Annotated in this window: 13 protein-coding genes; 7 read left to right on the top strand and 6 right to left on the bottom strand. The window is 62.1% G+C overall.

Annotated features, from left to right (window positions below):
- The 4 genes from ACR0LD_RS14270 to sucC form a co-directional block, all read right to left on the bottom strand.
- Complete coding sequence (locus ACR0LD_RS14270; RefSeq protein ID WP_480637553.1) at positions 1-2,955, bottom strand: 2-oxoglutarate dehydrogenase E1 component; 2,955 nt, start codon at positions 2,953-2,955, stop codon at positions 1-3.
- Positions 2,952-3,494 carry a DUF805 domain-containing protein gene (locus tag ACR0LD_RS14265; protein WP_170360119.1) on the bottom strand — a complete coding sequence of 181 codons (543 nt, stop codon included), beginning with the start codon at positions 3,492-3,494 and terminating at the stop codon, positions 2,952-2,954. Before ACR0LD_RS14265 ends, ACR0LD_RS14270 begins: the two co-directional genes overlap by 4 nt.
- A 44-nt stretch (positions 3,495-3,538) precedes the next feature.
- On the bottom strand, positions 3,539-4,423 hold the full coding sequence (gene sucD, locus ACR0LD_RS14260) for a succinate--CoA ligase subunit alpha (protein ID WP_170360120.1): 885 nt from the start codon (positions 4,421-4,423) through the stop codon (positions 3,539-3,541).
- 84 nt (positions 4,424-4,507) lie between these two features.
- Positions 4,508-5,701 (bottom strand): ADP-forming succinate--CoA ligase subunit beta, encoded by a 1,194-nt coding sequence (sucC, locus tag ACR0LD_RS14255; RefSeq protein WP_093963486.1) that lies wholly within the window; start codon positions 5,699-5,701, stop codon positions 4,508-4,510.
- 372 nt (positions 5,702-6,073) lie between these two features.
- Here sucC and ACR0LD_RS14250 point away from each other — a divergent pair, with 372 nt between their 5' ends.
- The gene (locus tag ACR0LD_RS14250) at positions 6,074-7,066 is read left to right on the top strand and encodes a zinc transporter ZntB (protein WP_480637551.1); all 993 of its coding nucleotides are present in this window, start codon (positions 6,074-6,076) and stop codon (positions 7,064-7,066) included.
- 104 nt (positions 7,067-7,170) lie between these two features.
- Here the strand turns inward: ACR0LD_RS14250 and mdh are convergent, their stop codons facing one another.
- Complete coding sequence (gene mdh / locus ACR0LD_RS14245; RefSeq protein WP_480637549.1) at positions 7,171-8,133, bottom strand: malate dehydrogenase; 963 nt, start codon at positions 8,131-8,133, stop codon at positions 7,171-7,173.
- 160 nt (positions 8,134-8,293) lie between these two features.
- Here mdh and ACR0LD_RS14240 point away from each other — a divergent pair, with 160 nt between their 5' ends.
- Positions 8,294-9,049, top strand: a complete 756-nt coding sequence (locus ACR0LD_RS14240) for a sulfite exporter TauE/SafE family protein (RefSeq protein ID WP_170342199.1) — start codon at positions 8,294-8,296, stop codon at positions 9,047-9,049.
- A gap of 3 nt (positions 9,050-9,052) precedes the next feature.
- Here ACR0LD_RS14240 and ACR0LD_RS14235 read toward each other — a convergent pair whose 3' ends face one another.
- The gene (locus ACR0LD_RS14235; RefSeq protein ID WP_170436065.1) at positions 9,053-9,358 is read right to left on the bottom strand and encodes a hypothetical protein; all 306 of its coding nucleotides are present in this window, start codon (positions 9,356-9,358) and stop codon (positions 9,053-9,055) included.
- 168 nt (positions 9,359-9,526) lie between these two features.
- On the opposite strand from ACR0LD_RS14235, the gene ACR0LD_RS14230 reads away from it, so the two are divergent.
- Genes ACR0LD_RS14230 through ACR0LD_RS14210 form a run of 5 tightly spaced genes read left to right on the top strand, consistent with a single transcriptional unit; the run spans position 9,527 to position 12,915 of the window.
- Entirely contained in the window at positions 9,527-10,384 is an 858-nt protein-coding gene (locus ACR0LD_RS14230; RefSeq protein ID WP_170440285.1) for an HpcH/HpaI aldolase/citrate lyase family protein, read from the top strand.
- Between the two features lie 6 nt (positions 10,385-10,390).
- Positions 10,391-10,945, top strand: coding sequence for an NnrU family protein (locus ACR0LD_RS14225; protein WP_170343328.1), 555 nt, complete (start codon positions 10,391-10,393; stop codon positions 10,943-10,945).
- Positions 10,946-10,957: 12 nt separating this feature from the next.
- Positions 10,958-11,164, top strand: coding sequence for a DUF1737 domain-containing protein (locus ACR0LD_RS14220; RefSeq protein ID WP_170343327.1), 207 nt, complete (start codon positions 10,958-10,960; stop codon positions 11,162-11,164).
- A complete protein-coding gene (locus ACR0LD_RS14215; protein ID WP_480637546.1) occupies positions 11,164-12,192 on the top strand; it encodes a MaoC family dehydratase in 1,029 nt (342 codons plus the stop codon). Before ACR0LD_RS14220 ends, ACR0LD_RS14215 begins: the two co-directional genes overlap by 1 nt.
- A gap of 60 nt (positions 12,193-12,252) precedes the next feature.
- Positions 12,253-12,915: a DUF1194 domain-containing protein gene (locus ACR0LD_RS14210; RefSeq protein WP_170420745.1), complete on the top strand. Its 663-nt coding sequence runs from the start codon at positions 12,253-12,255 to the stop codon at positions 12,913-12,915.
- Positions 12,916-12,929 lie beyond the last annotated feature (14 nt).

Below are 12,929 nucleotides of genomic sequence, written 5' to 3'. Positions count from 1 at the left end.
TTATCCTTCAATGGTCAGCGCTTCGTTCACCAGCGCTTCTTGTTGGGCTTTGTGTTGGCTGGCCAGACCCGTTGCGGGCGAGGCCGATGTGGCGCGGCCGGCATAGATCGGCCGGGTATGCTTGGCGCCGATGCGGGACAGGACCCATTCGATATTGGGTTCAATGAATCCCCAGGCACCCTGGTTCTTGGGCTCTTCCTGGCACCAGACCATCTCGGCCTGTTTGAACCGCTCAAGCTCGTTGATCAGCGAATGGGCCGGGAACGGATAGTATTGCTCGATCCGCAGCAGATAGACGTCGTCGATCCCGCGCGCATCGCGTTCTTCAAGCAGGTCGTAGTAGACCCTGCCCGAACACATCACCACGCGCTTGATCTTGTCGTCGGGCACCAGCTGGGTGTCCGAGTTGCCTTTTTGCGCGTCGTCCCACAGCACCCGGTGGAAGCTGGACCCGGTGGTGAAGTCCTCGGCATTGCTGATCGCCAGCTTGTGGCGCAGCAATGATTTGGGCGTCATCAGGATCAGCGGCTTGCGGAAAGTGCGGTGCAGCTGACGGCGCAGGATGTGGAAATAGTTCGCAGGCGTGGTGCAGTTGGCGACGATCCAGTTGTCCTGGCCGCACATCTGCAGGAACCGCTCCAGTCGCGCCGACGAGTGCTCGGGGCCTTGCCCCTCGAACCCGTGCGGCAGCAGGCAGACCAGACCGGACATGCGCAACCATTTGCTTTCGCCCGAGCTGATGAACTGGTCGAACATGATCTGCGCGCCGTTGGCGAAATCGCCGAACTGGGCCTCCCACAGAACCAGCGCGTTGGGCTCGGCCAGCGAATAGCCGTATTCGAAGCCCAGCACCGCGTATTCCGACAGCATCGAGTCGATCACTTCGTACTGCGACTGTCCGGCGCGGATGTGGTTCAGGGGATAGTAGCGCTCCTCGGTCTCCTGGTTGATGAAGCCCGAGTGGCGTTGGCTGAAAGTGCCGCGGGTAGCGTCCTGCCCCGACAGGCGTACCGGATAGCCCTCGGTCAGCAGCGACCCGAAGGCCAGCGCCTCGCCGGTGGCCCAGTCAAATCCCTGACCGGTTTCGAACATCTGCTTCTTGTGTTCAAGAAGGCGGCCCACCGTCTTGTGCAGTGCAAAGCCATCGGGCACCGTCACCAGCGCCTTGCCGACCTCGGCCAGCGTATCCGGCGTGATTGCAGTGTCGCCGCGGACATATTCTTCCTTGTTCTTGTCCAGATGCGACCACCGGCCATCCAGCCAGTCGGCCTTGTTGGGTTTGTAATCCTTGCCGGCCTCGAACTCGTCGTTCAGATGCGCCTGGAAGGCGGCCTTCATGTCCTCGATCTCGCCCTCGGGGATCAGACCGTCCTTGACCAGCCGCTCGGTGTACAGCGACAGCGTGGTTTTGTGGGTCTTGATCTTCTTGTACATGATCGGGTTGGTGAACATGGGCTCGTCGCCCTCGTTGTGACCGAACCGGCGGTAGCAGAAGATGTCGATGACCACGTCCTTGTGGAACTTCTGGCGGAACTCGGTCGCGACCTTGGCCGCGTGCACCACCGCCTCGGGGTCGTCGCCGTTCACGTGGAAGATCGGCGCCTCGACCATCAGCGCGATATCGGTCGGGTACGGGCTCGACCGCGAGAAATGCGGCGCAGTCGTAAAGCCGATCTGATTGTTCACGACGATATGCATGGTGCCGCCGGTCTTGTGACCGCGCAGACCGGACAGGCCAAAACCTTCGGCCACGACACCCTGGCCGGCAAAAGCCGCGTCGCCGTGGAGAAGAATGCCCATGACCTTGCTGCGATCGGTGTCGCCAAGCTGGTCCTGCTTGGCCCGGACCTTGCCAAGAACAACCGGGTTCACGGCCTCGAGGTGGGACGGGTTCGCCGTCAGCGACAGGTGCACGGTGTTGCCGTCGAACTCACGGTCGCTGGACGCACCGAGGTGATATTTCACGTCGCCCGACCCATCCACGTCCTCGGGCTTGAAGCTACCGCCCTGGAACTCGTTAAAAATGGCGCGGTAGGGTTTGCCCATCACGTTGGCCAGGATGTTCAGACGTCCGCGGTGCGGCATGCCGATCACGATATCGCTCAGGCCCAGGGCGCCGCCACGCTTGATGATCTGTTCCATCGCCGGGATCAGCGCCTCGCCCCCGTCCAGACCGAACCGCTTGGTGCCCATGTATTTCACATGCAGGAACTTCTCAAAGCCCTCGGCCTCGACCATCTTGTTCAGGATCGCCTTGCGGCCTTCCCGTGTGAACGAGATTTCCTTGCCATAACCTTCGATCCGCTCTTTCAGCCAGGCGGCCTCCTCGGGGTTCGAGATGTGCATGTACTGCAGCGCGAAAGTGCCGCAATAGGTGCGTTTCACGATCTCGACGATCTGGCGCATGCTGGCCATCTGCAGACCCAGCACGTTGTCGATGAAGATCGGCCGGTCCATGTCGGCATCGGTAAAGCCATAGGTCTTGGGGTCCAACTCGGGATGGTTGGTCGCGGCGCGCATGCCCAGCGGGTCCAGATCAGCGGCCAGGTGACCCCGGATTCGATAGGCCCTTATCAGCATCAGCGCGCGGATCGAATCCAGCACGGCGCGCTTGATCTGTTCGTCGCTGACATCAACCCCCGCCTTGGCAGCCTTTTCCTTGATCTTGTTGCCTGCAGCTTTGGCGTCGACCTCGATCCACTCGCCGGTCAGGGCGCCGGTCAGGTCATCATTCGGCTCCGGTGGCCAGTCGGTGCGCGCCCACGACGGCCCTTCGGCCTCTTTCTGGACGTCCGGTGCCGCGTCTCCCATCTGCCGGAAAAACTCGGCCCAGGCCGCATCGATCGCGCCGGGATCCTTTGTGTACTGGGCGTATAGCTGCTCCAGGTACTCGGCATTGTGCCCCTGCATGAAGCTCGAGGCATGGAAGGCAGAATTGGGCGAGTGTTCGGTCATTGGGTTACCTCATATGGGTTGGGACCGTATTTGTTGGTGCCTGGCTGGCTGGGGCGGGACAGCCACCACAGAACCAGGAGGGGCGACACCAGAAGAACAAGCAGTGTCGGAATGACGATCAGCAGCGTGGCGCGCGTGAACAGGATGTCGAGGCTTCCGCCATGCTGGAAGCTTGAGGCGAGGCCGATGCCGAAGACCAGAACGGCAAAAGCCCCAAGGATCAAAAGGATCGGCAGCAGCGCGTAGAGACCGTTGCGCCCGGTGTCATGCATGCGCCGCCACGCCACGGCCAGATGCGGAAAGAACACGATCAGTGACACGATGCTCTGCACCGGCTGGCTGGATGTTGCGGTCACCTCGACCGAGCCTTCGGATTGCACGGTCGTGACCTGCCCGAAGAAATGCCAGTCGATCACCGTGGCGATTGCGCTCCAGACCAGAATGAACAGAAAAAAATACCAATACTCGGGGCGAGAGGCCCGCCCCGAGAATGTGAAGTATTTGGAGAAACACGTTTTGACGGCTTCGTTGAAGGTCATGTGTTTCGCTCCGCTGAGGCCAGCCCACGCAAGGGGCCGGCGGTTTACTTGCCGATTGCTTCCAGCACAGCCTCACCCAGCTGCGCCGGGCTTTCGGCCACGACGATGCCGGCGCTGCGCATGGCTTCGATCTTGTCCTCGGCACCTCCTTTGCCGCCGGCAACAATCGCGCCCGCGTGGCCCATGCGGCGGCCCGGAGGCGCCGTGCGGCCGGCGATGAAACCGGCAACGGGCTTCTTGCGGCCCCTCTTGGCCTCATCCGCCAGGAACTGCGCGGCTTCTTCCTCGGCCGAGCCGCCGATCTCGCCGATCATGATGATCGACTCGGTCTCGTCATCGGCCAGGAACCATTCCAGCACGTCGATATGCTCGGTGCCTTTGATCGGGTCGCCGCCTATGCCCACGCAGGTGGACTGGCCCAGACCCACATCGGTGGTCTGCTTGACCGCCTCATAGGTCAGGGTGCCGGAACGCGACACGACGCCGACCGAGCCACGCTTGTGGATGTGGCCGGGCATGATGCCGATTTTGCAGGCGTCGGGCGTGATGACGCCGGGACAGTTCGGGCCGATCAGGCGCGATTTGCTGCCTTCCAGCGCGCGCTTCACCTTCATCATGTCCAGAACCGGGATGCCTTCGGTGATGCAGACGATCACTTCCATCTCGGCGTCGATGGCTTCGAGGATCGAATCCGCGGCAAACGGAGGCGGCACATAGATCACGGTGGCGTTGGCTTCGGTCACGTGCTTGGCTTCGTGGACCGAGTTGAACACGGGCAGGCCCAGATGCTCCATCCCGCCTTTGCCCGGGGTCACACCGCCGACCATCTTGGTGCCATAGGCGATGGCCTGTTCAGAGTGGAACGTGCCCTGCGAGCCGGTAAAGCCCTGACAGATCACTTTGGTATTTTCGTCGATGAGGACTGCCATTTGGCGTTCTCCTGTTTTCGGCGGGATCTGACCCGCCAGCATTCATCGGAATGGCGGGCCGCGACCCGCCCTGATTTATCGGGTTCAGCCTTTGACTGCCTTCACGATCTTCTCGGCACCGTCTTTCAGGTTGTCCGCCGCGATCACGTCCAGGCCAGAGGTGTTGATGATCTCTTTGCCTTTTTCGACATTCGTGCCTTCCAGACGCACGACCAGCGGAACCTGCAGGCCGACCTCTTTCACCGCGGCGACCACGCCCTCGGCGATGACGTCACAGCGCATGATGCCGCCGAAGATGTTGACGAGGATGCCTTTGACGTTGGGATCAGACGTGATGATCTTGAACGCCTCGGTCACTTTCTCTTTGGTGGCGCCGCCGCCGACGTCGAGGAAGTTGGCAGGCTCCGCACCGTAAAGCTTGATGATGTCCATCGTCGCCATCGCCAGACCCGCACCGTTGACCATGCAGCCGATCTCGCCGTCCAGCGCGATGTAGTTCAGGTCGTATTTGCTGGCTTCCAGTTCCTTGGGGTCTTCCTCGGTGGTGTCGCGCAGTTCGGCGATGTCGGGGTGGCGGTAGACCGCGTTGCCGTCAAAGCTCAGCTTGGCGTCCAGCACCTTGAGGTCGCCGCCTTCGGCCACGATCAGCGGGTTGATCTCCAGCATCTCCATGTCCTTCTCGACGAAGGCCTTGTACAGGATGCCCATCAGACGCACGCATTGCTTGACCTGCGCGCCTTCCAGACCCAGCGAGAAGGCGATGCGCCGGCCGTGATACGGCTGGTACCCAGTGGCCGGGTCAACCGAGAAGGACAGGATTTTCTCGGGCGTCGCTGCGGCTACTTCTTCGATGTCCATACCGCCTTCGGTCGAGCACACGAACGAGATGCGGCTGGTCTGGCGGTCCACCAGCAGGGCCAGGTACAGCTCGCGCTCGATGCCCGATCCGGCCTCGATGTAAACGCGGTTGACCTGCTTGCCTACGGGGCCGGTCTGGTGGGTGACCAGCGTGCGGCCCAGCATCTTCTTGGCTTCTTCGGCGGCTTCTTCCACCGATTTGGTCAGACGGACACCGCCTTTTTCACCGGCATCGGCCTCTTTGAAGTGACCTTTGCCGCGGCCGCCCGCGTGGATCTGTGCCTTGACCACCCAAAGGGGGCCGTCCAGTTCACCGGCGGCTGTTTTGGCTTCCTCGGCGCGCAGAACTGCACGTCCGTCGGAGACCGGAGCGCCATAGCTGCGAAGAAGAGCCTTGGCCTGATATTCGTGAATGTTCATCGAAACTGTCCCGTCTGACTGCGATTAGATCGTTATAGGGGTGTCTAGCGGCAAAAATTAAAGGGTTTTCTGTCTGGATCGGGTTATTTACCGAAGATTTTCAGCATTTGTGATCACACATTTTCGGGGTGTGATCACAAACAAACCGGTGCCAAAAAATGATTCGAGCGAGTCAGAATAGGCTTTGAAAACATATTCGAAGACCGTGTTCGCAACCCGTTTGCGCCAACATTTCCGGTAGCGTTCGAAGTGGCGGGACCGGACCTGCCAGGCTTTCGGGGCTTGGCGCATTCTCGCAGGCTGGCTAATCTGACCGGGCCTGTGCGGGTCCGGTTGGGTCGGGCCGGTCAAACATGAACAAGCTCCGAGCAGATGACAGTGCCGAACCCAGATTTCCCCGATGTCATGACCTGGATCTTCGATGGATCCGGCAAAGCCGTGTCACTGGACGCCGATGAATTTGCCAGCTGGATACCGGCCGGACCGGAGGGGCAGTTCGCTTGGCAACACCTGAGGCTGGAAGCGTCTGGCACGGTTCCGCTTCTGCGCGCCGGCGGGCTTGATGAGTTCGTGATCGACGCTCTGACGGCGGACGAGACCCGGCCCCGCTGTACCGTCCATGGCGATGGCGTAATCCTGAACCTGCGCGGAGTGAACCTGCAAGAAGGGCAACCGCCCGAAGACATGATCTCGGTCAGGCTGTGGTTGACGGAGAACAAGATCATCGGTGTCTGGCGCCGCCCCTTGGATGCGGTTGCGGACATGCTGGCGGCAATCGACCGCGGGCAGGCACCGAAATCGCCGGGTGACTTCGTCGCGCGCTTGGCCTTGCGGCTGGCAGATAGGGCCGAACCTGCGATCACTGATCTGAACGAACGTGTGGATGATCTAGAAGAGGCGCTTCTTGAGGCGAATGCCGAGATTTCCCGGTCTGAGCTGGCGGCGATCCGCAGGTCCTCCATCGTTCTGCGCCGGTATCTGGTACCCCAGCGCGACGCGTTGACGACGCTCGAGATTGAAGACGTGCCGTGGCTGCAGGCTCACGACCGGTCGCGGTTGCGCGAAGCCTCGGAGCGCATCTACCGGATCGGCGAGGATCTGGCGGCTGTACGGGAGCGGGTTCAGATCATACACGATCAGCTGATGGATGAACGGGCCGAACGTATGAACAACCGTATGCTCGTGCTGTCAGTGGTCAGCGCTGTCTTTCTGCCGCTGGGCCTGGTGGCGGGTGTTCTGGGGATCAATGTCGGTGGCATTCCCGGCGCCGAAAGTCCGCATGCGTTCTGGGTCGTTTGCGCCTTGCTGGTCGCACTTGGCGGGATGCTTCTGGGAGTAGCCAGGTGGCTTGGGATGTTCCGATAGAACTCGAGAGCTCAAAAGAAATGCCCCGCCGGTTGGAGCCAGCGGGGCAGGGTGTCATGCCTTTGGCCGGATCTTTGGTGGGGTCCAAAGATCCGATCAATGTATCAGGCCAATGAGCTGTCGATGCCCTTGCAGGCCTCGATCAGACCTTTCACGGCGTTGACCGAATTGTCGAAACCGGCCTGCTCTTCTTCATTGAGCTGGATGTTGACGACCTTTTCGATTCCGCCGGCGCCGATCACGGTCGGGACGCCCACATACATGCCCTTCACGCCCAACTCGCCATCGCAATAGGCGGCGCAGGGCAGAACGCGCTTCTGATCCTTCAGATAGGCTTCGGCCATTTCGATCGCCGAGGTCGCGGGGGCGTAATAGGCCGAGCCGGTCTTCAGCAGGCCGACGATCTCGGCGCCGCCGTCACGGGTGCGCTGTACGATGGCGTCCAGCTTCTCTTGCGTGGTCCAGCCCATCTTGACCAGATCGGGCAGCGGGATGCCCGCAACGGTCGAATAACGAACCGACGGTACCATCGTGTCGCCATGGCCGCCCAGAACAAAGGCGGTGACGTCCTTCATCGATACGTCGAACTCTTCGGCCAGGAAGTGGCGGAAACGGGCCGAGTCCAGCACGCCGGCCATGCCGCAGACCTTTTTGTGGGGCAGGCCCGAGAATTCGCGCAGCGCCCAGACCATCGCGTCCAGCGGGTTGGTGATGCAGATGACGAAGGCGTCGGGTGCATTGGCGGCGATGCCTTCACCGACCGACTTCATGACCTTCAGGTTGATGCCCAGCAGGTCGTCGCGGCTCATGCCCGGTTTGCGCGGCACACCGGCGGTCACGATGCAGACATCGGCACCGGCGATGTCCTCGTAGGATTGGGTGCCTTTCAGCTTGGCATCAAAGCCCTCGGACGGGCCGGATTCGGCGATGTCCAGCGCCTTGCCTTCCGGGATGCCCTCGGCGATGTCGAAAAGAACGACATCCCCCAGTTCCTTCATTGCTGCGAGGTGGGCAAGCGTGCCCCCGATCTGACCTGCGCCGATCAGCGCGATCTTGGGTCTGGCCATTTGGATTGTCTCCGGTCGGTTTTGAAATCGCGGTTTTGCTAGTCGCTAAAACGCCGTTGCGCAAGGGTTCTGCGGCGCGGCATGCGACCGCATACCGTTTGCCTGCCCCCTGCCGGTTGCGCTAAACCACCCGCAGGACAAGCCGTTTCGGGGCCGCCGCATGGTTGAATTGAACCTGATGTTTTTTGCCGTGGCGATCCCGGCTGTGATCTTTGCGGGCATTTCCAAGGGCGGCTTCGGCTCGGGCGTGGCTTTTGCGTCGTCGTCGATTCTGGCGTTGATCCTTGATCCGGGGCAGGCGCTGGCGCTGATGTTGCCGATCCTGATGGTGATCGACCTGGCCACCCTGCGCCCCTACTGGAAACGGTGGAACTGGCCCGACGCGCGTCTGCTGATGCTGGGGGCAGTGCCGGGTGTGGCGCTGGGCGCGCTGCTGTACCGGGCGACCGACGAAGACCTGCTGCGCCTGCTGATCGGGGGCATCTCGGTGGGCTTCGTGGTCTGGCATGTGGCGCAATCCCGCGGCTGGGTGCGCGGTTTCGCCAACCGCCTGCCGCCTCCGGCCGGGCTGTTCGCCGGGCTGGTCGCTGGCTTCACCAGCTTTGTCAGCCACGCCGGCGGCCCGCCCGCCGCCGTCTACCTGCTGTCGCAACGCCTGACGAAAACCGAGTTCCAGGCCACCACCGTGCTGGTCTTCTGGGTCATCAACATCGCCAAGTTCGTCCCCTACGCCTATCTGGGCATGTTCACGCTGCAGACCGCCTGGGCCGACCTGCTGCTGACCCCCTTTGCCATCCTTGGCGCCTGGCTGGGCGTGCGTGCCCATTGGATGATGTCCGAGCGGCTGTTCTTCGGCATCGCCTATGTTCTGCTGACCCTGACCGGGTCAAAGCTGATCTGGGACGCGCTGACCTGATCCTCAGGTGTTCGGCGGCAGAGCTTCGGCCAGCACCTCATAGGCCTCGCCCGCGGCCACCAGGCAGGTCAGCCCGTTGGGCAGGGTCACGGTGATCGTCCAGGTGCCGGTGTCGTCCGAGGCAAAGACTTCCATCACCGTACCCTGCCGCGCCATGCCGATGCCGCGCCGGGTCTCGCCATAGGTCTCGGCCAACCGCTGCAGCACGTCCGGCCGGGGCGCGCAGTTCGGCGTTTGCGCTTGTACCTGCTGCGCCGCCAGCACCATGATGCCCAGCCCCATCGTCATTTGAAACAAACGCTTATTCATTTCCGGCCCCCTTTGCCTGTTGACCGAGGCAAGGCTGCCGGAACCCTCTGCAATTGCGGTAAAACCACCGCGCGTTGCGTCACATGCTGCAATGCGGCGATTTTCGCCTTGAAGTTTCCGGCAAAAAATGCCCCATTCTGCGCAACTTTATTTCAACGAGAGGTTCCCATGGACCCGCGCCAGCGCCCCTACCGATCCGTTTTGTATATCCCCGGCTCCAAGGAGCGGGCGCTCGACAAGGCGCGCTCGCTGCCGGTCGATGCCATTATCTTCGATCTGGAAGACGCGGTTGCCGCTGATGAAAAGGACAATGCACGCGAAACGCTCAAGGCCGCTCTGGCCACAGGCGGTTATGGCCCGCGCGTCAAGATCGTGCGAATCAACGGTCTGGACACCCCTTGGGGTCGCGCCGATGCCGAGGCCGTGCGCCAGATGGATGCCGACGTGGTTCTGCTGCCCAAGGTCAACTCGGCCGCCGACGTGGATGCGCTGGCCGCGATCACCGGCGACCTTCCGATCTGGGCGATGATGGAGACCCCGCGCGGCATGCTGAACGCGGCCGAGATCGCGGCGCATCCGCTGATGGCGGGCTTTGTCATGGGCACCAACGATCTGGCCAAAGAGCTTCAGACCCGCTTCCGCCCCGACCGCCTGCCGCTGATGACGTCGCTGGGCCTGTGCCTGCTGGCCGCCAAGGCCGAGGGGTTGGTGATCGTCGATGGCGTCTACAACGCCTTCAAGGATACCGAAGGTCTGGCTGTCGAATGTGCGCAGGGCCGCGACATGGGCTTTGACGGCAAGACCCTGATCCACCCCGCGCAGGTCGAGACCGCCAACACCGCCTTTGCCCCGTCCGAGGCCGAGATCGACCTGGCCCGACGCCAGATCGCCGCTTTCGAAGAGGTCGAGGCAAAGGGGCAGGGCGTTGCCGTGGTCGATGGCAAGATCGTGGAAAATCTGCACGTTGTAACTGCCCGCGAAATTCTGGCAAAAGCAGAGGCGATATCAGCTTTGCAAGCGGGGTAAGCCAGCATGGGCTTCGTTCTTCTCATTCTCGGCGTGGCGCTTTGGTGGGCCGCGCATCTGTTCAAACGCCTGATGCCGGCGCGCCGCGCGGCCATGGGCGATGCCGGAAAGGGCGCCGTCGCGGGTGCGCTTGTCGTGTCGATCCTGCTGATGATCTTCGGCTATCGCATGACCGATTTCATCCATGTCTGGGCACCGCCCAGCTTCATGATCCACATCAACAACCTGCTGGTGCTGATCGCCATCTGGATGATGAGCCCGGCCGGAACCAAGGGCCGACTGCTGAACAAGGTGCGTCATCCGATGCTGGGCGGGTTCAAGCTCTGGGCCTTTGCGCATCTGCTGGTCAATGGTGATCTGGCGTCGATCATCTTGTTCGGCGGCCTGTTGGCCTGGGCCGTGGTCGAAGTGATCGTCATCAACAAATCCGAGCCCGACTGGACCCCGGGCGAGCCCGGAACGCTGGGCAAGGACGCGATGTTCTTCGTGGCCTCGATCGTGCTGCTGGGCATCATCGGCTACATTCATGGGCTGGTCGGCCCGTCTCCGTTCCCGGGCTAGGCAGGTGATGTGATGGCAAAACTTTATCGACTGCTGACTGAAGAGGACACCTCGGACTTCTGCCACAAGGTGTCCGAGGCGCTGGCCAAAGGGTGGGAGCTGCACGGCTCTCCGGCCTATGCGTTCGACCCGTCCACCAGCAAGATGCGCTGTGCGCAGGCTGTGACCAAGGAGGTCGCGGCCGACTATTCCCCCGACATGAAACTGGGACAGCAATAATGGCAAAGACCAATTCGGGCCGCTTTTTCGAGGATTACTCCATCGGGCAGGTGCTGCACCACGCGGTGCCGCGCACCGTGACGGTGGGCGAGCGCGCGCTCTATCATGCGCTCTATCCCGCGCGCCACGCGCTCTATTCCTCGGACGAGTTCGCCCGGAGCTGCGGCCTGCCGCAAAGCCCGATCGACGATCTGGCGGCGTTCCATGTGGTGTTCGGCAAGACGGTGCCGGACATCTCGCTGAACGCGGTCGCCAATCTGGGCTATGCCGAGGGTCGCTGGCTGCAGCCGGTCTATCCCGGTGACACCCTGCGGTCGGAATCCGAGGTCATTGGCCTCAAGCAGAATTCGAACGGCAAGACCGGCGTGGTCTGGGTGCGTACGCGCGGACTGAACCAGCGCGACGAAGTGGTGATCGAATATGTGCGCTGGGTGATGGTGCGGAAATCGAACCTTGATGCGGTGGCGCGCGAAACCGTGGTGCCGGACCTGAAGAAGGCGTTGGCGCCCGAAGACCTCGTGGTGCCGAACGGGTTGGATTTCAGCAAATACGACTTTGCTCTGGCCGGTGAACCGCACCGCTGGGGAGACTACCAGATCGGCGAAACCATCGACCATGTCGACGGCGTGACCGTGGAAGAGGCCGAGCACATGCTGGCCACCCGCTTGTGGCAGAACACTGCCAAGGTGCATTTCGACCTGACCTTCCGCCCCGATGGGCGGTTGATCTATGGCGGCCATGTGATCTCGATGGCGCGCGCGCTGTCGTTCAACGGGCTGGCCAATGCGCAGATGATCGTCGGTTTGAACGGCGGGGCCCATGCCAACCCCTGTTTCGCCGGAGACACCGTCAAGGCGTGGTCCGAGGTGCTGGACAAGGCCGAAACCGGCGTGCCCGGCGTGGGTGCGATCCGGTTGCGACTGGTGGCGACCAAGGGCGGCGAGGCCTTTGCGCTGCGCGGCCCGGATGGAAAATACAGCCCCGACGTCCTGCTGGATCTGGACTATTGGGCGCTGATGCCGATCTGAGCGGGCTGGCCCCCACAGTCTTGTGATCCCGACCGGGCCGAACCGTGCTAGGTTCGGCTCATGTCTTTTCTGCGTATCCTTGCCGCTGCACTTTGCCTTGCCCGCCCGGCGTCGGCCTGCGATCTGGCGCTGGCGCTGGCCGTGGATGTGTCCGGCTCGGTCGACAGTTCGGAATACCGCATCCAGATGGATGGCCTGGCGGCCGGACTGCGCGACCCGGTCGTGTCCGAGGCGCTGGTGCGCGGCCAGGCCCGGTTGATGCTGGTGCAATGGACCGGGACCTCGCGGCAGCGGATCACCATCCCCTGGACCAAAATTGACGGGTTCGACGCACTGGATGCGTTTGCCGCAAAAGTGTCGGCCGATCCGCGTGTCTGGCGCAATTTCTCGACCGCGATCGGTGAGGCGCTGGAAATGACCGTGAACAGCTTTCTCGAGGTGCCCGAGTGCAAGCGTCATCTGATCGACATCTCGGGGGACGGCGTCTCGAACGAAGGGGTTGAACCCACCGAGATCCGGGACCTTTTGCGCCGTCAGGGGATTACGGTGAACGCAATTGCGATCGAGGAGAGCGAACCAGACCTGACGGCCTATTTCTTTGAAAACGTCATAGTCGGCGAAGGGGCCTTCGTCGTATCGGCTGCCGGTTTCAAGGACTATCCCGAACGGATCCGGAAAAAACTTCTGCGTGAAGTCACGCGGCAGACTGCCGATCTGCGCTGAGCGCAGAAAGATTC

The organism is Ruegeria sp. BF8 (assembly GCF_056538625.1).
Note: the sequence above shows the minus strand (reverse complement) of the source record. Positions and strands in the feature narration are given on the sequence as shown.